Below are 22,417 nucleotides of genomic sequence, written 5' to 3'. Positions count from 1 at the left end.
TTGTTGCCAGCGCGGCTGGATGTTCACGGAACTCAGGCGCGGGGCGGGCTTCATTCCAGAATTCACAGGCGTCTCGTCGCGCTATGAGACGCCGCTCAAGGCAGCGCCGACGTTCGATACGGCCCTGCAATCAGTCGACGCTTGCGTGGCGCAACGGACCACGACGCTGGACCGCCGCGCCTTCGGCTGAATCAAACCATGCCGGCGAGGCACGCCCGCGCGGCCGCTGCGGCATGCTGCCTCAATTCCGGCACGGCGGTCGCTTCCCAGTACTGGGCTTTCAGTAGCGGTCCCACGTAGAACAGGCCGGGCTGGGCCTGTCCCTGCGCATCGAGCAGTTGGTACCGGTCGTCGACGATCACGCCAAGGCCGAGTGGGCAGGGCTGCAACCGTCCGGCTGCCTCGAGGGTCCCGAAGAGCCCCGAACGGTCGTCGCGGATGCGGCTCGAAGGCCCCGAGCAATTGATGACGCGTGCGGCGCGGACGGTGCGGGTTGTTTCATCGCCGCGCGCCCGCCACTCCAACATGACCTGACCCTCGTCAACGCGGGCCGCAACGAGGCGCCCGGCCGCCTGCGTCAGGCGGCCGCTCGCACGCAGCCGCTCGAACCGGGCCAGCGCCGCGGGTGCCGAGCGATGGCGGTGGACGTCCCAAAGCGGCTGTAGATGGCGCAGGAACTGGGCCCGATCGCGCGTCGACATCGAGCGCCACAGTTCGGGCGTAACCGCACGCATGGCGCCCCAGATGTCGCGCCAGTCCCGGTCATCGCGGCGCGCCGCGTCGACTGCGTTGCGGATCGCTCGCAGCATTGAGCGCGGCACCACGCCTTCGGACCGCGGCCATCCGGCGGGCGGTCGCCATTGGTGCGGCGGCAATTCGTTGTCGCGATGCCCCTGCGGCAACAGACCGCGCCGCGACAACGCGAAGATTGGCCCGCAGTGGCCTGCATCGTCGAGCGACACGAGCATGTCCAGCATGGTGAGGCCAGAACCGACGATGGCGACGCGGGCGTGCGGATCGATGCCGGCGAGCGCATCAGACTGCCACGGGTCAGGCGCATAGCAATGTGCGGGCAAGGTCGCGAAGTCGGCCAGCGGACAGGCGGGCGCGAAGTTGCCGAGCGCCAGGATCACGCAATCGGCGTTGATGCTCGAGCCGTCGCCCAGTACGACATTCCAACTCCCGTCAGGGCGACGCCAAAGGTCATGAACGCTAGCTGGCAGATGACGCCAGCCGACGTCGCAGCGGGCGTCGATATGTCGTTGGAGCGTCTCACCCAGGTAGTTGCCGTAGAGACTGCGCGGCACGAAATCATGTTGTGCATAGGACAGCCCCCGGCGCACGAGCGACTCGGCAAAGTCCAAGGGTGCGGCGACGTCCCATCCCATGCGCGCGGCTGGCACGTTCAGAAGATGAGCCGCAGAACGGGTGCCATAAGCGACGCCGCGGGCCAATTGCCCGCCGGCGTTGATCAGCGTCAGTTGACTGCCGCTCGGTGCCGCTTGCAGCAACTGGCAGGCGACGGCGGTTCCGACGAACCCACCGCCGACGATGGCAATTTTCATGGTTCGTCGCGGCTGATCAAATGCAGATTGAGTGAATGAGACAGATTAGGCATGCACCGCGTTGACAACGCTGGATACAGCGTCACCGGTCGATGGCGCTGGCGCCCTGGAAATCAGTAGGGATGTTCCCGAATCCTTCGATTTCCATAACCTCAGGGGAAACACTGACTGTTGCCAAAAGATCGAACCTAACGCAAGGTTTTTTGTGTGTTTTGCCACACAGCCCATGGCGCTCAGGGTTTTTTCCCAACACGGATGAACTGATCGCTCGAGAGCCCTCTGCTATGCTGCGATTCAACCTACTGAATACGGCAAGGCGTGCCAAGCCAAGTGATGTGGGGGATGGCGCAAGGGACAAGTGCTTACAGCGCTTCGCGGCCCGCGAGACTGGTAACTGTCTTGGTCCGTTGTTGCGTTGACGCTCAGATTTGCAACTGCATAATGGGTGCGCGCTGATCTGCGCTGATTCGCGAGTCAATGCGTTCATGTTCCAACAATCTCTGGAGAATCGTTTAATGAAAAAGTTCACTGTCAAGGCAACCGCCGTGGCGCTGGCGTCGGTTTGCGGATCGGCTGCTTTCGCTGGCTCCATCACTGCGCCGGCTACGGATGGCGCTGCAACCGCGTACGCCGTTGAAGGGTTGACTAACACGACGGACATCACGGGCCCGGTAGTCGTGTACACGATGGGCGTTGCTCGTACGGTCGCTCAGGACTTCACTATCATCATGACCCCGTCGGCTGGCGCGGTTTTCACGGCTGGCTATTGCGCCGCTGCGGTTCCGACCGTCGGCGTTGCCGGTGCCGGTACTGTGACCGTTAAGCGCGCTAGCACCACGGAATGCGCGTATGAAGTCGACGTGACGACGGCCACCACGACCGCCAGCACGATCACTTTCGCTGCGCCGGTGTTCGACAGCCACACGCTGGCTACCGCGGGCAACAACATCAGCGTTTCGCTGAATCTGTGGGACCTCGGTGAGACGGCTCGCATTGACAACAACGCTGCGGTGACCCGTCGCGTGGCAGTCTCCGCTCAAGCTCTGTCGCTGACCGCTACCCAAGATACGGCCACCGTTGCCAACGTCAACGCCACTGGCGGCCCGCTGTTCGGTTTCGTTGCCGGTGGTGCTGGTGTTGCTGACACGTCCACGGTTGCCAAGGCGACGTTTGTCGTCAACAACAACCCGAACAGCCTCGTCAAGCCTGACGGCGCCACGGTGTGGGACTTCGCTAATGACGGTTCCGGCCTTGCTGTTACCGTTGCTGGTACGAACTTCACGGGTCTCGCTGCTGTGAACCCGGTGACGGTTTCGACCGGCGTGGGCGCTGCTCCGACCGTCACCACGACGGCCACCACTGCCACTTTCACGATCGCTCCGACGAATGTGAATGCTGCTCCGGCTGCTACGACCGTTGAGGTCGACATGACTGCGGCTGGCAACGCGCAGTTGGGTACCACCCGTACCTTCGGTGTTTCGGCTGTCGCTGACGTCGTGACCGGCGCTGACGAAACGCTGGCTGGCAACGCCAGCTGGTGGGTGTGGTCGGCCAACGCGATCCAGCTCCAGACTGCATTCGCTACCGTTGACAGCAACGATACTGCTGGTCAGTACCGTCGCTTCTTCTTCCAGAACACCGGTACGGCTGCCACGTACACCGCAACCTGCACGCCGGAAAGCGCCCTGGCTCGCTCGCAACACGGCGGCATTTCGACCGGCGTTGTGACGGCGACCCCGGGTTCGGCTGCCACGGGTTGGCTGTACCCCGGTCAAACCGTGATCAAGGCGAGCAACGTCTGCTCGCTGGATGTGGGCTCGCGTACGTCTGTGACCTTCACGATCAACGCTCCTGCCTCCAACATCAAGGGCGTCTTCATGAGCGCTCCTAATGGTGGCGACACGACGATTGTCCCGCTGGAGCGTCCGTACGCTGGCAGCACGTTCTAATCGTTTCGCGGCTCAGCTGCAAAACGCAAAGGGCGCCCTCGGGCGCCCTTTTTTGCTTTCCAGGCGCTGTTCCGAAGCGGGCGATGGCGCTATGAAATAATGCCTTATTCGGCCGGTGTCCGGTCTTGCCGATAGTGAGATGTGTCGATGGGAAAGCTTCGGATTTCGGTGGTTCAGCGGCGCGGCTTTACGCTGTTGGAAATGCTAGTCGTGTTGGTGATCATCGGCCTGCTGGCCGGTCTTGTCGGTCCGCGGCTGTTCGGCAATGTCGACAAGTCGAAGGTCACGAGCGCGACGACGCAGGTCAAAATGTTGCGCGGCGCTGTCGAGAATCTGCGCCTGGACATTGGTCGCTATCCCACCGTCGAAGAAGGGTTGAACTTGCTCAGCAAGCCGCCGGCCGATCCAGCCCTGGCGAGCCGCTGGCGCGGGCCTTATCTCGAGGACGCGCTGCCGCTCGATCCTTGGAACAACGCTTATCAATACGCAGTGCCAGGCCAAGGGGGGCAGGGTTTCGCGCTGTACTCCTTCGGTGCCGACGGTCAACGCGGCGGCGAAGGCGATGCCAAGGACATCGGCATATTGCCGGTGCAGTGACGGGGATGCGGCGCGTCGCCGGCTTCACGCTGCTCGAACTGCTCGTTGTGTTGCTGCTGCTCGGATTGGCGGCCGGGATGGTCGCGCCGAATGCGAGTCGCTGGCTCGACGCAGCTCAGGAGCGCGGCTGGCGTGCCGATCTGAAGGCCTATCTCGAAACGCTGCCCCTGCGCGCATTCCGGTCAGGGGAGGTGCTGTCCATCGATGCCGCGCAGCTGCGCAAGGCAGTGCCGGAGCCTGTAGGCATTCAGCTGCGCGTCGACAAACCCCTTCGCTATGGCGCTAGCGGCATGGCCGTGGGTGGCGCGATCGAATTGCGGCAGGGCGCCTCTCGGGAGATCTGGCGCATCCGGCCGATCAGCGGCGAGGTCGACATCGGTGATGTCCGCGGTCGATAAATTGACGTGGCACCGGCGTCGGCGCCAGACGGGATTCGGTTTGCTCGAGGCGATCGTCGCCATGGTCATCCTGGGCAGCTCCGGGCTGATGCTGTTCTCGTGGATCGGCGAGAACATGCGCTCGGCCTCGAGGGTGCATGAGGCGACGGCCCGCGCCCAGCTCCAGCTCGAAGGCATCGCGATGCTGGAGACGATCAATCTCGCGCGAGAGCCCGAGGGCAAGCGCGAGGTCGGCTCGCTGCGCCTTCGATGGCGGGGGGAGTTGATTGAGCCGATGCGCGAAGAAAACGATGTCGGCGGCACGCTGGTGCCGCGGTGGCGGCTTGGTCTGTATCGGGTCCATGCGGTCGTCCAAGAGCGGCAGCTGAAGGCCGAATGGAGCCAGACAGCGGTCGGATATCGGTCCCTGAGCGGCAACGACGGGATCCCAGAGGCCTCGCCATGGTGATGCGCCTGGCCGGTGCAGCGCCAGGCCGCGAGCGCGGTTTCACGCTCGTCGAAATGCTCGTGACACTGCTTATCGTGGCAATGATCTCTGGCCTGCTGTGGCAGGCGATGCAGCAGACGTTTCAGGTCGAACGCCTGCTGCAGGACTCCGGCGCCGAACGGCAGATGCAGGTCGTCCGTCGCGAATGGGTGCGCAGCCTCCTGGAGTCGGCGCTGCCCGATCGTCTCGGCGCGGTCGAGCAGTTCCACGGGGACGCCAGCGAGGTCATGCTGACCAGTGCCGAGATGCCGGACTTGGCCGGCTTCGACGCCGGGTGGATGCGGCTGGTCTTCGACCGCGATCCTCGCACTGGCCAGCACCGTCTGGTCGCCAAATCGATCGCCACCCAGGCCGAGCGCGATGCCTGGCAGGATCGGGCGCTCGCCGAGGCAACGTTGTTGCAATGGTCCGGTGCGCCGCCGCGGATGCGCTACCTCGACGTTCAGGGGGAATGGCATGACGCATGGCCGGTCCCGGGTGCGCGGGTCCAGCGGTTGCCGATAGCCGTCATGCTTGAGCTCGGCGACGAGGCGGGCGGTCCGCTCATTGCCCATATCGGCGTCACAGTGCCTTCGCGTGAGCGACGGGCCGATTGGGAGAAGCGGTTTTGAGGCGGTCTGAACGTCGACAGGGCGGCTATGTGCTGGTGACGGTCATCGGCGCCCTGGCGGTAGTCGCTTTCGTGGCGCTGCGCTTCGCTGAGCGGATCGATACGCTGCGGCGCACTGCGGTCGATTTCGATGAGTATGTCGCTGCGCGGGCCAACGTCGCCGGCGCGAGGGCCGCGACACAGTACTGGCTGGCCACCCGACCGTTGGCACTCGGGGGGCGCGGCAACGCGACCGTGGTCGTGCGTGAGGATGATCGCCCATTCCGGTTTCCCGACGGCGCCGTCGTCCAGGTGCAGGATGCGCGCGGTTTGCTGTCTCTCAATTCTGGCGACAGGCAGGTGCTGTTCAATCTACTGATTGCTGACGGTCTTGAGCCTGCGCGCGCGCAAGCGATGATCGACGTGCTTGACGATTACACCGACGCGGACGATCTGCGCCGCCTCAACGGCGCCGAGCGCAGCGAGTACGCAGCGCTCGGCCTGCCGCCGCCGCGCAATGACTGGCTCTTCAGCCTGCGCGAACTCGAGGCGTTGCCACTGTGGCGCGACGATCGCGAAAGATTGGCGCGGCTATCGCGCTCGCTCAGCGCGAGCCTGTTGTACCAATTCAATCCGCTGACCGCCTCGCCGGAGGTCCTGCGCGCCATGTTCCCGCGCGCGTCGGCCGCCCAGCTTGAGCTGCTGATGACCCTGCGCGCAAGCGAGCTGCTCAACAGTACCAGTGCCGTGACGCAACTGACGGGCCTGGCGCTCGATGGAGAGCACATCCATTTCGCCCCCGGCTGGGAGTCGCGGTTGACCCTGTGGGCCCCCGGACTGCCGAGGGCCCTTGAGTACAATATTCGTTTGACTCCGGCAGGCCCGTCAGGTCCTTGGGTCATTCTCGAGCAGCATTCCATGCCTCGCCCTCGTTCGCCCCATGATCTCAGCGCTGCGCCCCTTTTCCCGCTTTCCAGGGCTGCAGGCGCGCAACCCGCGCCACACGCCAGTGCTGTTATCCCATGATCGCCTGAGTTCCGCAGCGCGCGGTGTCTGGGGAACCCAAACGATCGCACTGCCGCGCGGGCGCTGTCGCTTCAAGTGGTTTCGGCTCGCGTCGGTGCCGGCGCCGGAGCGCTTGGCCGCCCTGCGCCTCCAGGCGCTCGGCTGGCAGCCGTTCGAAAACAATGACTATGGCCTGGTCCTGCAGGGCGGCGAGGGCCTCGCTATTGCTTGGGACCGGTCCCTGGCAGCCGAGGAACTGGCCACTGCAGGCTATGTCGCCAAGCGGTCCCGCCTGGTGCCCGAGACACTGCTGCGTGCGCCGCATGACCATGGCGTACTGCTCGTGCGGTGCGGCGAAGGGGTCGAGGGCCAGATCTGGCGTGCCGGTGCATTGATTGCCAGCCGCTGGTGGGCGGTGCTGCCGGGCGAGGATGAATGGCGCTTGTTCCTTCATGCCGGCGCAGCGACTCCGGAGGAGCTGGCGAGCCCGCTACCGAATCGGGCCGAGGACGTTCCACTGTCGAACAAGCCCTGGACCGCGGTGTATGGAATTGATCATTCCGTGGACTCGCGGCTAGTCCGACTGGAGAAGCGGGCACTCGCCGCCGGCGCGTTGGTGCTGCTCGTCGGTGTCGGTGCGATTGCGCGCCAGGAATGGGACGTCTGGCGGCAATTGCAGCAGCGACGGGCCGACATGGCCGAACTGCGCGAATCTGCGGCGGTAGCTCTCAAGAGCCGCGATCAGGCGCTCGCAAAGATGGAACGCGTGGGTAAGTTCGCCGCTGTTCTCAATGAGCCACTGCCGCTTGAGGTACTTGGGCATGTCAACGACATGCTCGGTAAATCAGGCGTCCTGCTCCGCGAATTCGAACTGACCGGCAACAAGCTGCGGCTTGGCCTGCAGCTTGGGCCGCAGATCTCGCGTGCCGCGCTTGTGCGCGATCTGCAGGCCGGAAGCTGGTTCCAGGATGTGACCGAAGAGCGCCAGAGCGCCCAGGGCTATGCGATGCTGAGAATGTCGCTCTCCGGCCTGCGTCCCGGTCCGGCCGCGCTGACGAAGTCCGCCACTGCGACGGCGGATACGCAACCGGTGACCGCTTCCCCGACCGAAGCGCAGTCGACGCTGCGGCCGGCAGTGCCAACGACGATGCCCGGCACGACGGCGACGCCCGTTCCCGTCCCAGCACCGCCGAAACCGCTTCCGCTGCCGGCGGGCATGGCCAGCGGCCCGGTGCCGGACAAATTGCCCCAGTCAGTCTTCGACAGCATCGGACCCAGCAAATGAACATGAGCGGGCAATGGAGCGCGGTCCGCGAGGATTTGCGTTCGCAATGGCAGGCCTCGGCCCGTGTGCGTCTCGGGGGCTGGGCCATCCTCGGCATCCTCAGCATCTATGGCGTCCTGCTGGCGCAGGACCATGCCGATGCACGCCGGGTCGAACTCAAGCAGTTGGAGGGCGAGCTGTCGCGCCTGCGGTCGCTGGCGCGTGAAAAGGTCTGGCCAGAACGGGCCGCTGAAGCCGAACGCCTGAGCCAGGCGTTGTCGAGCATGGCCTGGTCGGAGCGTGATATCGGCTTGACAGAGGCCGCGCTGCAGGACTGGTTGCGCACCGTGCCGGCCCGGCTGGGGCTCAAGACGCGAGAGCTGTCGATTGCACGCGTCGAATCCGGCAAGACCGATGCCGGCGCGGCGCCCGCCGCAACTGCAGGCAGCAGCGATATCGTCCAGGCTTTGCCCCCTGGGCATGTTCTGTTGCGCGCACGAATCAGTTTCGACGCACCGCAGCGTGCGGCGCTGATGGTGTTTCTTGCCGAATGCGCGCGCAGTGATCGGTCCCTCGTCGTCGAGCGTTTCCTGATGCGTGGCCAGCCGGCCTTCGCGGAGATCGATCTGCGTGTCCTCGCGCGCGTTCAGGAGACCGGGTAATGGCGTTCGATGCAAACGTGAGGATGGCCACAATCGCGGTAGCGATGGCGCTTGGTCTTGGCTGGCTGCTCGGTGCTGGTGGTGAGGAGGTTGGCGGCGTCGTGCAGCCGAGGCGCGATGTTTGGACGCTGCCAGATTTGCCGCGCAAGCCTGACATGGCAAGTACGGGTCTGGCTCTGGCCAATTCACCGCTTTTCGAGCCCGAGGCGGCGGTGAACGCCGCAACGGCGGCGTCCGCAGTGCCGGAGGATCTGCGCTGGCGCATCGCCGGCATCTTTCCGCGGGCAGGCCGCCAGGTGGTCTTGATCAGTTTCATCGCACCGGGCAAGGAGCCGCAACGGTTGCGGGTCGGCGATCGGCTGCCGAACGGCCATCGGATCCAGTGCATCGAGCACAACGAGGTGTGTGTACAGAACGGCAAGAAGTCCTATCGGATGGGAGTTGAATACCTTGGTGAATAACGTCCGATACCAGCCGCTTGCGGCGGCCGTGGCCAGTCTGGTGCTCGTCGCCTGCACGCCGCCTATTCGACCCTCGATTCCAGAGTCGTTGCAGCGTCCGCAGGCGTCTCAGGCCTCTGCCAGCGATGCGGGCGCAGACAATGCGCCACGCGAGACGCGCGTGACGCCGGGGCCGAGTGCGCCGTCCAATGCCGCGGTGCCGCCGGTGGAACGCCCGTTGGCTACCGCCTCCGCAGACGGGCCGGTGTTGGCCGCTATCAATCTGCAGCAGATCGCGCTGCCAACCTTCGTGCAGATCCTCTATGCCGAGGTGCTGAAGAAGCCGGTCAACCTGCATGCGTCGGTGATCTCTCGGCAGGACCTCGTGACCTTTCGCACGCCGGGCGGGCAGACGGCCGCACAGCTGGAGCAGGCTGTCCGCCTGCTGCTCAAGAGCTACGGCTTGTCGGTGATCGAGGTCGGCGGGCTCGTGCGCGTGGTGCCGGACAATGCTGATCTCGGCAATCTGCCCGGCATCCGCTATGGCGCGGCGCAGCCCGACGTGCCGCAGTCACTGCGACCGGTGTTCCATCTCGTGCAGCTTGAGTCGGTGCGTCAGATCGATGTGACGAACTGGCTGCGCACGATGTTCGGTGATCGCGTCAAGGTGCAGGAAGACGCAGGCCGCAACGCGGTGCTGATCAGCGGCAATCCGGACAATATGAAGGCGGCGCTCGAGGCGATCGCCTCGCTCGACCAGCCGGTGATGAAGGGGCGTGCGAGCATCGCCCTGACGCCGGCCTTTTCTTCGGCCGACGAACTGGCACGCCGGCTGGCGGAGGTGCTCGGCGCCGAAGGCTACGCGGTCCATCCCGTCGGGCAGCCGATCACGCCTGGGGCCGCACGCAGCCCAGTCATCTTGCTGCCGGTCGGGACCTTGAATGCCGTCTACGTGTTCGCCGTCAGCGACACGGTGCTCAACCACGTGGCCGACTGGGCCAAGACCCTCGACAAGCCGAACGAGCGGGGCATCGGCAAGAACTTTTTCTCCTATGCCGTGAGGCACAAGGACGCCGAGGCGCTGGCGGAAACGCTAGACCGCATACTGAGCGGAGCTCGTGGCAGCGCGGCATCATCGTCGCCGGCAGCCGCGGCCAATGCGGCGCAGAGCGCCAGTGCCAATCAGCAGAGCACGTCGACGCGCTTTGCATCGGTGGTTGTCGACAAGTCGACCAACACGCTGATCTTTCAGTCGAACCAGGACGAGTACGGCCAGATCATCTCGCTGCTGCGCTCGCTCGACCGCCCGACCAAGTCGGCGCTGATCGAGGTTACGGTAGCGGAACTCTCGCTCGATGATTCGCGCGCCTTCGGCGTCGAATGGCTCACCAACCAGGTGCGCGGCGATCGCACGGTGCAAATCGGCACGCAGGGCGGCACGGCGCTTGGGACGGCGGGGCTTAACGTGAGCGTTTTCAATGGTGCCGGTGCTTTGCGTCTGGCGCTTAACGCGCTGGCCAGCGACAACCGTGCCACCATCCTGTCCAGCCCGCGACTGATGGCGCGCAACGGTGAATCGGCGACGATCCAGGTCGGATCAGAAGTGCCGATCATCACCTCGCAGCAGGCGACCAACAATGTTCCTGGCAGCAACAACGGCGTCGGACTGCTGCAGACGGTGCAGTACCGTACGACCGGCGTGATTCTGAAGATCAAGCCCGTGATCCATTCGGGCGATCAGGTCGATCTCGATGTGGTCCAGGAGGTCAGCGAGTCGGCGAAGACCGAGAACGGCGTCACGAGCACGCCGACGTTTCTGACCCGCAAGGTCGACACCAAGCTGACCCTGCGCAGCGGCGCCACCGCTTTGCTCGGCGGACTCATTTCCGAGAGCGGCTCGCAGGGCAACTCCGGCGTGCCGTACCTCAAGGACATCCCGGTGATTGGCGGACTGTTCAGCAAGCAGTCACGCGGCGGCGTGCGGCGCGAGCTGATCATCCTTATCACGCCCTATGTGGCCAACGACGCCTTTGACACCGAGACGCTGACCGATGCCTTCCGTCGCTCGCTCGGTTCCTGGGCGACCAGCGTGAAGCCGGCCGGACTGCCCGGCGCGAAGGACATTGACAAGCCGGTGCCGAACAAGCCGGGCAACGGTTCGACGAGCGATTGATGGCGTCGCTCGATCTGGACCGCCCGTTGCTGCTCGGGCAGATGCTGCTCCAGCGGGGCATGGTGCGGCCGGAAGACATCGAGGCCGGCATCGCCTATCAAGCGGCCCATGGCGGCCGGCTAGGTGCGGTGCTGATGCGCATGGGTGTGCTGACGGCCGAGAGCCTTTTCCCGGTGCTGGCCGATCAGCTCGGCCTGGCGCTGGTGCGCGGCGCGCAGCTCGACGAGGCAGCCGTGCGCGCCGGCCTGGAAACCCTCGCCGCCGACGGCGCGCGGCTGCTCGCGGCGGGCGTGCTGCCCTGGCAGGACGCTGATGGGCGCTGGCTGCTCGCCAGCGCCGATCCGCTGCGGGCCGAGCTGCGCGAAAGTGTCGCGGCGTTGCCGACGCTGGCCGCTGCAACCTGGCAGTTGATGCCGGAAGCAGAACTCGAGCAATGGCAGCAGCGGCTCGGCCGCGCCGAACGGCAGTTGCAGTCGCTCGACGCGCAGGCATTGCGCGAGATGGCCGAGGACGCCCCCGTCATCGCCTGGGTCAACAACCTGATCGCCCAGGCGGTCGAGTCCCGCGCGTCGGACATCCACCTCGAACCCGGCGAACGCGAGTGTGAGGTCAGGCTGCGCATCGATGGCTTGCTGCACACGCGGCTGGCGCTCGGCATGGACCGCTATCCGGCTGTGGCTTCACGCATCAAACTCATCGCGGGTTTGGACATCGCCGAGCGCCGTCTTCCACAAGACGGCCGCATTTCCACACGCGCCGCCGGTGCAGAGCTGGACGTGCGGGTGTCCTCCATTCCCGCTGTCTATGGCGAATCCATCGTCATGCGCCTGCTGCCTAAGAAGCGCGCCGACCTTTCGTTGGAGCGCCTGGGCCTGCGACCTTCGCAACTGGTTCAATTCAAGCGTTGGCTTGGGCTGGCCAACGGGTTGGTGCTGGTGACTGGCCCCACCGGCGCAGGCAAGAGCACCACGCTCTATTCGGCGCTCGCGGCGACCAACGACCAGACGCGCAAGATCCTCACGGTCGAGGACCCGGTCGAGTTCCGTTTGCCGCAGGTGATCCAGGTGCAGGCGCAGCCTGAAATTGGCTATACCTTTGCGCGCGCCCTCCGGGCGTTTCTGCGTCACGACCCGGACATCATCATGGTCGGTGAAATCCGCGACCGGGAGACGGCCGAGATCGCCATCCAGTCGGCATTGACCGGCCACCTGGTGCTGGCGACCTTGCATACCAACGATGCACCGTCGGCCGTCACGCGGCTCGTGGACATGGGCGTGGAGCCCTTCCTCGTCGGGGCTTCCCTGCGGGCCGTCATGGCGCAGCGCCTCGTGCGCAGGCTTTGCGACGTTTGCGCGGTGCCTACGGACGAAGCGCCGTTGCTGGCAGAGGCGGAGCTCGCTGCGGCGGTCGCCGACGCCCGCGCTGAGGAGGGTGGTGGCGATCTCCCGCGCTGGCGGCGCCCGGTGGGTTGCCCCGCATGCCAGGAGACCGGTTTCAGGGGGCGAGCCGGTATCTATGCGATGCTTGACGTCGGTGCCGACATGCAGCACGCCATCGCGCGCGAAGTGGGATTGCCCGAGCTGGTCGCCCTGGCGCGCCAGGCGGGCTACCGCTCCCTGGCACAGGAAGGCGCCCTGAAGATCGTGCAGGGCATGACGACATCGGATGAAGTGCTGCGCGCCACCGGCGCCGCCGAGGCCTGATGCGTTTCGACTACACAGCGCGTGACGCGTCGGGCCAGTCCCACAGTGGCCAGCTTGAAGCGGCGGCTGAAGCCGATGCCGTCGCGCGGCTGGCCGCGCAGGGCATGACGCCGGTGAGTCTGCGGGCCCGTGCCGCGTCGGCGCCGATGCGTGCCAAGCGTTCCAGCATCAAGCTTGCCGACCAAGTGGTGCTCCTGCGCGAACTGGCGACGCTGCTGACCGCTGGCGTCACGCTGGGCGACGCTCTGCCGAGCCTCGTGCAGGCCTACGAAGGTCAGGCCCTTGGTGCGCCCCTTGCCCAAATGGAGTCGCTGGTCCGCGGGGGCGGCAAGCTGTCGGATGGTTTGCGCAACGAGTCGCTGCGCATGCCGGTCTATGTGATCGCATTGGCGCAGGCCGGCGAGGCCAGCGGAGAGATCGCTCGGGCGCTGCAAGATTCGGCTGAGCAGCTGGAATTGAGTCGCAAGGCCGAGGAAGACATGCGCAGCGCCCTCGTCTACCCGAGCGTGCTCGTCGGCGCGGGATCGCTGGCCGTGTTTTTCATCTTTGTCGGTGTCGTGCCCCGTTTCGCGAATCTGATCAAGGGCAGCCGACAGGTGCCGGAGCTCTCACGCTGGGTCATCGAACTGGGCGTCTACGTGCGAGGCCACCTGTTGGAAGTGCTGCTGATCCTCGCCGCGCTGCTCGCCATTGCCGTGACGGGTCTGTCGCGCCCGGCAACGCGCCAGGCGTTGCTCCAGGGCCTCATGCGTGCACCGGTCATCGGTCCCTGGCTTGTGCAGACCGAAATCGGGCGCTGGGCGACGGTGCTGGGCAGCCTGTTATCGAACCGCGTCCCGATCCTGACGGCCATGGAGCTGGCGCAGGGCGTGATCCGCCTGAATCCGCTTCGTGCCGGGCTGGAGCGTGCCACCAAGGGCCTTCAGCAGGGCAGGAGCTTGAGCGCCGGCCTGGAGACGCAGGCATGGTTTCCGCGCACGCGGCTGAACCTCATCCGCGTCGGCGAGCGCTCCGGTGAGCTGCCGCGCATGCTGCTGGCCCTGGGGCACAGCCAGCGTGATGCCGCCGCGGTGCTTCAGCGCCGTATGTTGGGGCTGATCGAGCCCATCGCCATCTTGCTCATCGGTGCGGTCATCGGCGTGGTCATGGTCGCTGTCATGATGGCCATCACGAGCTTCAACACCTTGACCTGAGGTTTCAGGCAGGCGCTTCGGCTTGTGCCCGGTCGAGGGCCTCCGTGCCCTGCCGCGCTGGCTCAGGAAGCGCAGCGGTGTAGTGGTCGATGCGTCCTTGGCCGACGCGCGCCAGGGCTGTTTCCAGCGCGTCGGGCCGCGCCAGAGGTAGATTCAGGGCGTCCATGACGTGCCGTAGCGTTTCGCGAGGACGCGCTGCCAGTTCGGTCTGCCGGCAAATCACCCACCGTTGCGCCGGCAGGCCGCTGGTGCGCAACTGGTTCAGCACGTCGGCGCTGGATCGCAGCGCCTCGCCGAGGAAATCTTCCAGCCCCTGCTCCGGCCCGGGCGTCAGTTGGTGTTCGGCGAACATTGCCCGCCACATCTTGACGTTCGAATGGAAGACGGTCGAAGCATCTCTCGCCATCCAGATCACCTGAGCCTCGGGAAAGCGCCGCAACAGTGCTGGAAGGCGGAAAGTGTGATTGGGTGACTTGAGGATGAGGCGCTGGCCCGCGTGGCCGCCAGTTGCCAAGACGCCGGCGAGGAATCGCTCGAAGCGGGGCATCCAATGGTGTGCCTTGGCTTCCCAGTAGGCCGGGTCGAGCGTGTGCCGCAATTCCGGTAGGCGCTCGGGCATCAAGAAGCCGCGATAGGCCGAATCCACGCCAAGCGTCAGCAAAGCGAACTCGTCTTCCTGGGGCGACAGGGCGCTGATCTCCAGGCCGTCCATGGGTCGGGCCACGCCACTGCGCTGCGGTGGCGCCGGCAGCAATTGGAAGGCGCTGGCGTTCATGCATTGCCAGGTGAGCGGCGTAGGCAGGCCCGTGGCGGCTGTCAGCAGCTCATGCATGACCGTCGTGCCGCTACGCCAGGGGCCCACGATCAACAAAGGTGGCACGAGTGGCGGCGCTTGGACGACGCGCGCCTCGCTCAAACGGCGGTTGATCGTTGCCCAGGTCGAGCGCCAACGCAGCTGTGCACGGTTCCAAACTGACAACTCGCGCCACCGACGGCTCTCCTTCAACCAGTGCAGCAACTGCGCATCGACCGTTTGCAACGGGCTTGTCAAGGTCGCGCTCACTTCGACCCGAACTGCTTGGCGCGGCGTTGTTCGGCTTCAGCCAACCTGCTTTCCAGCATGGTGCGCAACCGCGCGGCCTTTTCGGGTGCGGTTCTGGACAGGTCGTGCTGTTCCTGCGGATCGTTTGCCAGGTCGTAGAGCTCAACGCGACTGGTGGCCAGGTGCAGCACGAGCTTGTCGTTGCGGTCCATGATGACGTATTGGCCTGCACGCAAAGGCCTAAAACGACTTTGCTTTTCCATCGCCATCGCGAAGACCGGCCGCGCAGGCACTGGCTGGCCGTCCAGCGCGGGACGCAGCGATTGTCCGTCGGTGTTCGGCAGCGAGGCGCCGGCCAAGTCCGCGATTGTCAAAGGCAGGTCGACCGTGCTCACGGGATCCGTCACATGGCGGCCTGTGGTCTGACCGGGCAGACGTACCACCAACGGAACCTGCAGCAAAGGGTTGTGCAGCAGTTCGCCGGAGTGGCCCAGGAAGCCTCGCTCGAATGATTCGCCGTGGTCTGAGCTGACGATGACGATGGCTTTGTCGAGCTTGCCACGTTGCTTCAGCTCTGTGAACAAGCGGTTCAGTGCTGCATCAGCGCCCATGATGCTTTCGCGGTAGCGCAGCCGGTACTTGTCGATGCCGGCCTGATGCTCGGGCGGGTAATCGCCCATGCCCCGAAACTCTGCCCAACGATCCAAGGTGCCCTTGGGCAGCAGCCGGTACTTGGTTTCTTGTGGCGGCAGGTAGGGATCGTGCGGCGGCAGCGTGTGCACCCAATAAAAGCGTGGCCGACCGCTGGACGATGGTGTATCCACGCTCTGCAAGAACTCTCGGTAGGCGTACTCGGCCAGATAAGGTTGCCGCTCGCCGTGCAGGTAAATGTCGATCGTGTCGAGCAGCGGTACCAGCGACGACAGCCAATAGGGCAGTGTGGTGTCGGAGAACAGCGTCAGCATTGCGCGCGGCACATGGCCCAGCGACGTCGAAGGGGCAATCCGCTGGCTGTCCCAACCGGCCTGCGTACCGTGTCGGCGCGGGCTAGCCAGCAAGTTGGCGTTGATCGAATGGGTTTCATATCCGGCCGCCCGGAGCCGGCTGCCCAACGATGCCTCCTGCTGCGGCTCGGCGATCTGCGCGACGAACTGGACCGCCCAGTGATTCCACGGCAGCAGGCCCGTCTCTAGCGTGGAAGTGCTGGGCGTCGTGTAGTTTGCGTTGGCATAGCTGCGCTCGAAGCAGGTGGCACTTGCAGCGAACTCTCGCAACCCTGGCATGGTCGTCGTGCCATTCCCGCACACCTGCGCATCCACCTCGGACAAGGTGTCGATCATGATCAGGTAGATGTCCGGCAGATTGCTCGGAACCGGCGCGGTGTTGGCTGCAGGTGCCGTGGTCGCGAGCCGAGGTGGCATCCATGCAACCACGACAATGGCGGGCAGCAGCAGCAGCAACGCCGGGCCACGCAATCCGGCCAGACGAGCGATCGTGTCGTCAATCAGCCGGCGCAACCCTCGTCGGCGTATCAGCCAGACCAATACCGCCAGAAGGGCCATTGCGGCCATCAGCCGGCCACCGTAGCCGATGTTCAGCTGCGAGGTCCAGACGCTTTTGAGCCAAGCCCATCCTGTGCCGCCCAACTGCCAGATGCAGACCCACAGAGTGGGGAGGAGCACCACGGCCCAGCCCCAACCGTCGGCATTGGCGATACGCAGACGACGCAGCAATGCAGTAACGCTAGCCCCCAGCAAAGCAAGCAGCAGCGCTGGCAGCAACAGCAGAAGGTAGGCCAACCCGACGTCGCGTGCGAGCTGCAGTGGGGTTGCGAAACCGAGGAAGGCGTCGATCTGCCGCAGCAGTGCCATGGGCATCCAGACCAGACCCAGTGGCGCGAAGCAGCAAAGGAACATCGTCCCCACACCGCTGGAGGACCCGGGCGGATTGCGGGCGGTCATTCGCGGTCGCGGCCCGTCAGGCGCGACCAAATCTGTCGGACCACCTCTGAGATCCAGCGACGCAGGAAGAGCCATCCGCCGACGATCGCCGCAAACAACGGCGCCAGCAGTTGGAACAGCATGCCGCCGGCATTCGGGTCGATATAAGCGAAGGCCGGCGTACAGCTGAGCAACAACAGCGCCAGAGCAACCGGGCGGCCGAGGGGTCTTTTCTTCGCGTGCATGGATTGAGGGGCGAGCGGGAAGCGCGAATTCTACGCAGGAGCGCTCCCATAGAATCCGCCACCCTCATTCGTACCAATGACCTCTAGGCTCGCCCGTCACACGCTGCTGAACCTGCTCGGGCTGGCACTGCCGTTATTCGCAGCGCTGCTGGTGATACCTGAGCTGCTGCGGCAACTCGGTCCCGGGCGCTTTGGCGTATTGACGCTGGTTTGGGCACTGGCAAGCTATTTCGGGCTGTTTGATCTCGGCCTGGCGCGTGCGCTGACGCAGCAACTCGCGGCTGCCAAAGAGCGGAGCGACACGGCGGTGATCGGGCCATTGGCGGCCACGACGCTGGGCTTGCTGGCACTGCTGGGCTTGTCGGCAGGGCTGCTAATGGGCGTTTTGGCGCCGACCATTGCAGACCACATGCGCGATCTGCCGGACTGGGCAGAGACCGTGGCAGTGATCCGTGTCATTGCGCTGATGATGCCGGCCATCGTTGTCACAGCCGGGCTGCGTGGCATCCTGGAGGCGTGTCATGCGTTCGGGGCGGTGAATCTGGTGCGCTTGCCACTCGGTCTGTGGACCTTTGCCGGGGCGTGGTTGTCGCTGCACCTGTGGGGCGACAGTCTGGTGAGCATTGCCTGGTTGCTGCTGGCGGGCCGAGTGGTCGCGTTGCTGGTGCATGCATGGCAGGTCTGGCACGTCCTCCCCGAGGCGGCGGGGCGCTGGCATTGGCGAGCGGCACTGTTGCGGCCCTTACTGGTGTCCGGTGGCTGGCTGACCTTGAGCAACGTCATCAGCCCCCTGATGGGCTATGTGGATCGCTTCTTGATTGGCGTGATGCTGTCCGCTGCCGCAGTTGCCTACTACGCAACGCCGCAGGAGATCGTGACCCGACTGTGGATAGTGCCCAGTGCACTGACTTCGGTGCTGCTGCCAACCTTTGCAGCCAGGTCGGTGCGGGCAGATGGCTCGGACGCTCTGCTGCTAGATCGAGCGGTGCATGCCCTGTTCCTGATCATGCTGCCCATCACGACCGGACTGGCGCTGTTCGCTGACGAGCTGCTTTCACTGTGGCTGGGCGCAGAGTTTGCGGTCGTCAGTGCGCCGTTGCTGAAGGTGTTCGCCGTCGGAATTCTGATCAACTGCCTGGCACATTTGCCGCTGACCTGGCTGCACGCCGTCGGGCAATTCAGAGTGCCTGCGCTGATGCACTGCGTGCTGTTGCCGCTGTTCCTTGCTGCCCTGTGGCTGCTGTGCCGCCAGTTCGGACCGTTCGGCGCGGCGCTGGCCTGGCTCGCACGCATGGTGGTCGATGCGATGACGCTGTTCCTGCTGTGCTGGCGCGCCCGTGGCGCGGCGCCGAGTTGGTTGGCCTGGGTGCCCGGCGCCGCACTCGCTGCCACTGCCTTTGCCGGCTTGATGCTGCAAGGGACCGATGCGCGGCTGGGATGGTGGCTCGCCATGCTGGGTGCTACTGCGACAATCGCATGGCGGCGCTTTGGCCGGCCCCGAGCTTCATGACTCAGACTCCACTCGTCAGCATCGTCATTCCTGCCTACAACCAGGGCGAGTACCTGGAGGCTGCGATTGAAAGCGTGCTGACACAGCGGCATCCTTGCCTCGAATGCATCGTCATTGACGATGGCTCCACCGATGACACGCTGGCAGTCGCTCATCGTTGCGCGCAGCGCCATGCGCCTTCGCGGCTGAAGGTGTTCACGCAGCCAAACGCCGGCCAATCTGCCGCGTTGAATCGTGGCTGGGCTTTGGCCCGCGGTGAAATACTCGGCTATCTCAGTTCGGACGATCGCTTGTGTGAAGGTGCCGTAGAGACGCTCGTGGCAGAGCTAGTTGCTCGGCCTGATGCGACGGTTGCCTATTGCGACTATTGGCTGACGAACGCGCAGGGGCAGCGCATGCGGCCCCACGTTGCCGCTGAATTCAACATCGAGGCGATGCACGTCGATCTTGTTCAGCCGCCAGGCCCGGGCGCGTTGTTCCGCCGCGAGGTGCTTGCCCGCGCAGGCGGCTGGAACACGGCGTTGCGCCAGGTCCCCGACTTTGATTTCTGGTTGCGTGCATCGACCCTGGGGCCCTTCGTGCGCGTGCCGCGCTGTCTGGCCGAGTGCCGCATTCATGATGGCTCGTCGTCGTTTCGCATGATGTCGAGGCAGCGCGCCGACGAGATCGTGGACGTGGTCACCACATTCTGGCGCGAACGACATGGGCGGGGCGCGCGCAGGGCGCGCTCCAATGCGCTGACGTTGTCGGCCAGGAACCATGCCCAGTCGGGCCGCGTGTTCGCGGCGCTTGCCTGCTTTGCGCAGGCGGTTTGGCTCGGGCCGGCCACATTATTTGACCTTGGCGTGTGGCGCCGCTTGCTGTCCGGCTTCGCGCGCCGCGCTTATTACGGTCTGCGCACCCGGGCCGAACGCTGAGTCGGCTGCTTCGTGATGCATTCTGCTTTCCCGGTGTCCAGTCGACTGCTGCTTGACGCGCCCAATGTCCACACGGGCGGCGGGTTGGTGCTGCTTCAGGCCATGCTGGCCGACTGGCCTGCCGACCTGCCGATGTGGGCTTGGCTTGACGCTCGAGCGCAAGGCCAGTTGCCATTGCCGGCTGCCGCTCAGGTTCACTGGGTGCGAGCAACGCCAATCGCCCGGCTGGCTGGCGAGCTGTCTTTGGTCCGCGAAGCACGGGCCGGTGATCGTGTGTTGTGCTTCCATGGACTGCCCCCGCTGCTGCCCAACAGCGCCGAGAACATCGTCTTTCTGCAGAACTTGCATTACCTCGGCAACATCGACCTGCGCGAATCCACGCGTTGGGTTCGTTGGCGCCAGCGATTCGAGCGGGCCCTGTTTCGGCTGGGTCGCAGCCGTGTCGCCAGCTACTGGGTGCAGACACCGACGATGGCCCGCGAGCTGCGGGCCTGGTGGCCGCAAATGCCTGTGCCGGTGAGGACGCTGCCCTATGCGTTGCCGATCGGCGCGCCGTCGCAGGACCACGGCGAGCGATGGGACTTCGTCTACGTCGCGGATGGCGAACCCCACAAGAATCATCGCTCGCTGGTCGAGGCTTGGAAGCTCCTTGCGGCGGAGGGTTTGCGACCGTCATTGGCGCTGACGCTGCCGGCTCGCAATTCGGTGCTGAGCCTTTGGGTACGTGCACAGGCGCAGCAATACGGCTTGCGCATCGAGGACCTCGGTCCATTGCCGCATGCCGAAGTGTTGGCCTTGTACGGGCGCGCTGGTGCGTTGGTCTTCCCGTCGCGCGGGGAATCGTTCGGCCTGCCGCTGTTCGAAGCGCGCGAGCTGGGGTTGCCCATCGTCGCAAGCGAGCGAGACTATGTGCGCGACATCTGCCAGCCAGCGCAGACTTTCGATCCTGAATCGCCTGTGTCGATTGCGCGCGCCATCCGCCGCCATCTCGGCCTGCGAGAAGCCACCGTTGCACCTGTGTCCGCGTTGGAGTTCCTGCGAGCCATTGCGGGTGAAGGACAATCCGCTTCATGACAGAGACCACCGCGCCTCGACTGTTGGTGCTTGGCGCCAACGGCATGTTGGGTAGTACCGTGTTGCGTTGGTTCGCGTCCCGTTCGGGGCATTGTGTCTTTGGTTCAGTACGCAGGGACGAGGCGGCCCGGCAGTTGCAGCGGGTCGCGCCACAGGCCGAGATATTGAGTCGCGTCGAAGGCAGTGATCTCAACGGGCTTCGTGCTCTATTCGACCGCGTGCAGCCTGAGTACGTCATCAATTGCATAGGCGTCGTCAAGCAACTGGCCGGAGCCGGTGACCCGGCGACGGCGATCCCGATCAATGCCCTCCTGCCGCATCGGCTCGCGCGACTCAGCAAGATCCATGGCGCTCGCCTGATCAACATCGGAACCGACTGCGTGTTCTCTGGTACGCGCGGCGCCTACACCGAAGACGATGTGCCGGATGCGCAGGATCTGTACGGGCGCAGCAAGCTGATGGGAGAAGTTGACTGTATGCATGCCGTCACATTGCGTACGTCCATCATCGGTCACGAACTCAACACCGATCATGGGTTGATCGACTGGTTCCTCGGCCAGCAGGGTCCCGTTCGCGGCTTCGCGCGCGCCATCGTTTCCGCGCTTCCGACCGTTGAATTCGCCCGTGTGATCGAGCAGTACGTTATTCCGCATCCTGAGCTTCACGGGACCTACCATGTTGCCGGACCGGCGATCAGCAAGTATGAACTGCTCAGATTGGTCGGCAAGATCTATGGCCGCGACGGGCCGGCCCAAGCTGACGACGAGCCCGTGATCGACCGCTCGCTGAGCGGTGAGCGCTTCCATGCCGCCACTGGCTACGAGGCGCCGCAATGGCCCGAACTTATTTCGCGCATGCGCGAATTTGGTTGAGCGATAGGGACGATGGACCAGATTTCTCTGAAGGCTGCGGCGCAGCGCTGTGCCGCCAAGCTGTTGGATGCTGTGGAGGGTCAGGGGTACTTCGACGAACCGTACCGCCATATCGTCGTCGACGATTTCTTCGACCTTCCAATCGCGAAAGCCTGCCTTGACCATTTCCCGGCGCTCTCGGCGTCTGGCTGGGAGCATGCGAACGATGCCGACATCGAGGTCAAGTTCCGCACGACCTGGAAGTCGGAATTCGACATTCCCGAGGGGCTTGTCGATGCCGTGCGTATCCTCAACTCGTCGCTGGTGCTGGACGCGATGGGCCGGCGCATCGGCGTAGAGAAACTGGTGCCGGATCCCTACTTCACAGGGGGTGGGCTCAACGTCACGCTACCCGGCGGGTTGCTGGATGTACACGTCGACGGCAACTATCACGACGCCACCGGGCTCACGCGCCGGCTCAATGCGATCGTCTATCTGAACCCAGGCTGGCAGCCCGGCTGGGGTGGCGAGTTCGGCATCTACGATCGCACCGGGCAAAACTGCGTCAAGCGGGTCGAGCCGCTGTTCAACCGGCTCGTCGTGTTTGACTCGCATGACTTCAGCTTTCACGGCTTGCCCGAGCCGATCACATTCCCGCCTGGCACCGAGCGGCGTTCGCTGATCCTCTACTACTACACCCGGGCTGCGCGCCCGGCGGCGGATGTTGCGGTCGGCGATCCTCACAGTGCGTTGTGGGTCAAGCGTGGTGTGCTCGACAAGCGCGGCAACAAGACGCGGCCGGCCCGTTGACCC

At 65.0% G+C, this 22,417-nt stretch carries 22 protein-coding genes; 18 read left to right on the top strand and 4 right to left on the bottom strand.

Annotated features, from left to right (window positions below):
* The first annotated feature begins 19 nt into the window (after positions 1 to 19).
* Positions 20 to 190: a hypothetical protein gene (locus ASC95_RS31010; RefSeq protein WP_157256554.1), complete on the top strand. Its 171-nt coding sequence runs from the start codon at positions 20 to 22 to the stop codon at positions 188 to 190.
* Between the two features lies 1 nt (position 191).
* Here the strand turns inward: ASC95_RS31010 and ASC95_RS28470 are convergent, their stop codons facing one another.
* Positions 192 to 1,565, bottom strand: coding sequence for an FAD/NAD(P)-binding protein (locus tag ASC95_RS28470; protein ID WP_057301067.1), 1,374 nt, complete (start codon positions 1,563 to 1,565; stop codon positions 192 to 194).
* A 515-nt stretch (positions 1,566 to 2,080) separates the two neighbouring features.
* Here ASC95_RS28470 and ASC95_RS28465 point away from each other — a divergent pair.
* From ASC95_RS28465 to ASC95_RS28410, 12 genes are all read left to right on the top strand, one after another.
* Positions 2,081 to 3,514 carry a hypothetical protein gene (locus ASC95_RS28465; protein WP_157256553.1) on the top strand — a complete coding sequence of 478 codons (1,434 nt, stop codon included), beginning with the start codon at positions 2,081 to 2,083 and terminating at the stop codon, positions 3,512 to 3,514.
* 147 nt (positions 3,515 to 3,661) lie between these two features.
* Positions 3,662 to 4,111 carry a type II secretion system major pseudopilin GspG gene (gene gspG, locus ASC95_RS28460; protein WP_057301065.1) on the top strand — a complete coding sequence of 150 codons (450 nt, stop codon included), beginning with the start codon at positions 3,662 to 3,664 and terminating at the stop codon, positions 4,109 to 4,111.
* A 5-nt stretch (positions 4,112 to 4,116) separates the two neighbouring features.
* Positions 4,117 to 4,509 carry a prepilin-type N-terminal cleavage/methylation domain-containing protein gene (locus ASC95_RS28455; protein ID WP_057301064.1) on the top strand — a complete coding sequence of 131 codons (393 nt, stop codon included), beginning with the start codon at positions 4,117 to 4,119 and terminating at the stop codon, positions 4,507 to 4,509.
* Positions 4,493 to 4,957, top strand: a complete 465-nt coding sequence (locus ASC95_RS28450) for a type II secretion system protein (RefSeq protein WP_057301063.1) — start codon at positions 4,493 to 4,495, stop codon at positions 4,955 to 4,957. The genes ASC95_RS28455 and ASC95_RS28450 overlap by 17 nt, the downstream gene beginning before the upstream one ends.
* On the top strand, positions 4,951 to 5,607 hold the full coding sequence (locus ASC95_RS28445; RefSeq protein WP_057301062.1) for a prepilin-type N-terminal cleavage/methylation domain-containing protein: 657 nt from the start codon (positions 4,951 to 4,953) through the stop codon (positions 5,605 to 5,607). The genes ASC95_RS28450 and ASC95_RS28445 overlap by 7 nt, the downstream gene beginning before the upstream one ends.
* 29 nt (positions 5,608 to 5,636) lie before the next feature.
* Positions 5,637 to 6,611 carry a type II secretion system protein GspK gene (locus ASC95_RS28440; protein WP_162250873.1) on the top strand — a complete coding sequence of 325 codons (975 nt, stop codon included), beginning with the start codon at positions 5,637 to 5,639 and terminating at the stop codon, positions 6,609 to 6,611.
* On the top strand, positions 6,526 to 7,875 hold the full coding sequence (locus tag ASC95_RS28435; protein ID WP_157256551.1) for a hypothetical protein: 1,350 nt from the start codon (positions 6,526 to 6,528) through the stop codon (positions 7,873 to 7,875). The genes ASC95_RS28440 and ASC95_RS28435 overlap by 86 nt, the downstream gene beginning before the upstream one ends.
* A gap of 2 nt (positions 7,876 to 7,877) precedes the next feature.
* The gene (locus tag ASC95_RS28430) at positions 7,878 to 8,516 is read left to right on the top strand and encodes a hypothetical protein (RefSeq protein ID WP_157256550.1); all 639 of its coding nucleotides are present in this window, start codon (positions 7,878 to 7,880) and stop codon (positions 8,514 to 8,516) included.
* Complete coding sequence (locus ASC95_RS28425) at positions 8,516 to 8,977, top strand: hypothetical protein (RefSeq protein ID WP_157256549.1); 462 nt, start codon at positions 8,516 to 8,518, stop codon at positions 8,975 to 8,977. The genes ASC95_RS28430 and ASC95_RS28425 overlap by 1 nt, the downstream gene beginning before the upstream one ends.
* Positions 8,958 to 11,129, top strand: a complete 2,172-nt coding sequence (locus tag ASC95_RS28420) for a secretin N-terminal domain-containing protein (RefSeq protein WP_162250872.1) — start codon at positions 8,958 to 8,960, stop codon at positions 11,127 to 11,129. The genes ASC95_RS28425 and ASC95_RS28420 overlap by 20 nt, the downstream gene beginning before the upstream one ends.
* Positions 11,129 to 12,832, top strand: a complete 1,704-nt coding sequence (locus ASC95_RS28415) for a GspE/PulE family protein (RefSeq protein ID WP_200960219.1) — start codon at positions 11,129 to 11,131, stop codon at positions 12,830 to 12,832. Before ASC95_RS28420 ends, ASC95_RS28415 begins: the two co-directional genes overlap by 1 nt.
* Entirely contained in the window at positions 12,832 to 14,025 is a 1,194-nt protein-coding gene (locus ASC95_RS28410) for a type II secretion system F family protein (RefSeq protein ID WP_057301056.1), read from the top strand. Before ASC95_RS28415 ends, ASC95_RS28410 begins: the two co-directional genes overlap by 1 nt.
* A 4-nt stretch (positions 14,026 to 14,029) precedes the next feature.
* Here the strand turns inward: ASC95_RS28410 and ASC95_RS28405 are convergent, their stop codons facing one another.
* The 3 genes from ASC95_RS28405 to ASC95_RS31005 all read right to left on the bottom strand — a co-directional run bounded on the left by ASC95_RS28405 (position 14,030) and on the right by ASC95_RS31005 (position 17,252).
* Positions 14,030 to 14,887: a sulfotransferase gene (locus tag ASC95_RS28405; protein ID WP_255355287.1), complete on the bottom strand. Its 858-nt coding sequence runs from the start codon at positions 14,885 to 14,887 to the stop codon at positions 14,030 to 14,032.
* A gap of 197 nt (positions 14,888 to 15,084) precedes the next feature.
* Positions 15,085 to 17,028: a sulfatase gene (locus ASC95_RS28400; RefSeq protein ID WP_162250871.1), complete on the bottom strand. Its 1,944-nt coding sequence runs from the start codon at positions 17,026 to 17,028 to the stop codon at positions 15,085 to 15,087.
* Positions 17,025 to 17,252, bottom strand: a complete 228-nt coding sequence (locus ASC95_RS31005; protein ID WP_057301053.1) for a hypothetical protein — start codon at positions 17,250 to 17,252, stop codon at positions 17,025 to 17,027. Before ASC95_RS31005 ends, ASC95_RS28400 begins: the two co-directional genes overlap by 4 nt.
* Positions 17,253 to 17,328: 76 nt before the next feature.
* Here ASC95_RS31005 and ASC95_RS28390 point away from each other — a divergent pair, with 76 nt between their 5' ends.
* From ASC95_RS28390 to ASC95_RS28370, 5 genes are read left to right on the top strand one after another with little or no spacing between them, the layout of a single operon-like run.
* Complete coding sequence (locus ASC95_RS28390) at positions 17,329 to 18,762, top strand: flippase (RefSeq protein WP_057301052.1); 1,434 nt, start codon at positions 17,329 to 17,331, stop codon at positions 18,760 to 18,762.
* Positions 18,759 to 19,679 (top strand): glycosyltransferase family 2 protein, encoded by a 921-nt coding sequence (locus ASC95_RS28385; protein WP_162250870.1) that lies wholly within the window; start codon positions 18,759 to 18,761, stop codon positions 19,677 to 19,679. Before ASC95_RS28390 ends, ASC95_RS28385 begins: the two co-directional genes overlap by 4 nt.
* A 15-nt stretch (positions 19,680 to 19,694) precedes the next feature.
* Complete coding sequence (locus tag ASC95_RS28380; RefSeq protein ID WP_082568192.1) at positions 19,695 to 20,753, top strand: glycosyltransferase; 1,059 nt, start codon at positions 19,695 to 19,697, stop codon at positions 20,751 to 20,753.
* Entirely contained in the window at positions 20,750 to 21,625 is an 876-nt protein-coding gene (locus ASC95_RS28375) for an SDR family oxidoreductase (RefSeq protein ID WP_057301049.1), read from the top strand. The genes ASC95_RS28380 and ASC95_RS28375 overlap by 4 nt, the downstream gene beginning before the upstream one ends.
* Positions 21,626 to 21,637: 12 nt before the next feature.
* Positions 21,638 to 22,414 carry a 2OG-Fe(II) oxygenase gene (locus tag ASC95_RS28370; RefSeq protein WP_057301048.1) on the top strand — a complete coding sequence of 259 codons (777 nt, stop codon included), beginning with the start codon at positions 21,638 to 21,640 and terminating at the stop codon, positions 22,412 to 22,414.
* The last annotated feature ends 3 nt before the right edge of the window (positions 22,415 to 22,417 follow it).

Source organism: Pelomonas sp. Root1217, assembly GCF_001425705.1.
In the GTDB taxonomy this organism is placed as follows: Bacteria; Pseudomonadota; Gammaproteobacteria; order Burkholderiales; family Burkholderiaceae_C; genus Pelomonas.
This window is presented reverse-complemented; position numbering and strand designations above follow the sequence as displayed.